1 protein-coding gene is annotated in these 1,340 nt (G+C 63.6%); it reads right to left on the bottom strand.

The annotated features are described in order from the left end of the window. Window positions 1–376 precede the first annotated feature (376 nt). On the bottom strand, window positions 377–1,340 hold a 964-nt coding region (locus tag ACFQ87_RS46540; RefSeq protein ID WP_380617102.1), incomplete at its 5' end, for a hypothetical protein.

Raw genomic sequence — 1,340 nt, 5'->3', positions numbered from 1 at the left:
GGCTGAGGAAGCACTGCACCAACTCTGGAAAACGGCTGCACACTTCCTCGAAGCCCGCGCACCGCGCCTTGAGAGCGCACCTGGAACCTGCCTGCCCGACAACTGACAGTTGGACCACCGTGAGGCCGTCTTCACCGCTCTCCCGATACCCGTCCCAGGTCTTCTGGCTCGTCCGCTCGTAGATCGCGCTGCACCCCGGTCTGCCGCCCGGCGTGCAGCGACTCAGCGAGGATCACACAGACTTCGGCTCGCTGTTGCGGATCGCAGCCCTCCAGGAGTCGTTTCAGCTGTCGTAGCACCATCATGTCCCGGAAATGGCGCACCAAGACCCCTGCAAGTACGCACGCGGGTAGCACGAGTGCCACTGTGGATGGGCTCATGACTCGTAGCCCTTCTTGATGTGCTCAGCGATGGTCTGGGCGTCGTCGCCGTACAAGCACGAGGCGTGACGGTTCAGGATGACCGTGGCATCGCCGAGACGGGCAGAATGCCGGGAGATCAACTCCACTGCGTCGGCGCGCGGTACACCGTCGATGAAGCCGTGGGCCAGGAGGGTGGCACAGAGCGCCTCCATGGTGTCACCACAGCACCACTCGATCACCAGGTCACCGGCGTGGTGGTTGTAGCAGTTAGCGAATCCATGAGGTTCCGATGTCCTGTTGACCAGTTCAGGACGTCGCAAGAGTCGACTCATCAGTAGGTCCCGGGTGTGTAGGTCATCGACGCCTCTGGCATCAGCCCACCACTCGATCTCACGCTTCTCATCGCGAGAGAGGTCGTCGGGCGTCCTGCCCCACAAGGCCACCTCGTCGTCGCGCGGAATCGGCAGACGAATGGGGCCGCGGTCAGCCCGTGCTGCAGCAACTCGCCCTAGGCCGATCGCGTGGAGTGTCCACCTCCTTCCGTCACCCGTCACGCGCAGCCCGGGAACCCCACGGATGCCACCGTAGGAGTGGTCGAACCGTGGCAGGAGCTCGTAAATGACCGCCTCGGCCATGGCTGGTTCCAGAAGCAGGTCTAGGCGTTGCCCGTTCGGCACAGCTTCCCGCACACCGAGTAGCGCGCCATTAAGCTGATGGTCCTGGAAGCTTGCGGCCAGGACGTGGGCCAAGTGTGCTTCGAAGCGCCGCTGACGCGGGTCGGGGGCATCGGCAGTCGGAGGCCCGGGGCGCCCGTTTACCTGCCGCGCCAATCGGAACGAGGCGGCGAGGGTAAGTGACGTGTTGTCGCGGATCTTCTTCGCCAGCCGGTTCACGTTGCCTGATTTGGACATGCTTCGCCCTTTCCACATGCCGCCCGGCGACGACAGGAAAGACAGGTGAAGTGTCCTTCTAACTACT

Origin of the sequence: Kitasatospora sp. NPDC056531 (assembly GCF_042794375.1) — a bacterium.
Classification (GTDB): Bacteria; Actinomycetota; Actinomycetes; order Streptomycetales; family Streptomycetaceae; genus Kitasatospora.
Note: the sequence above shows the minus strand (reverse complement) of the source record. Positions and strands in the feature narration are given on the sequence as shown.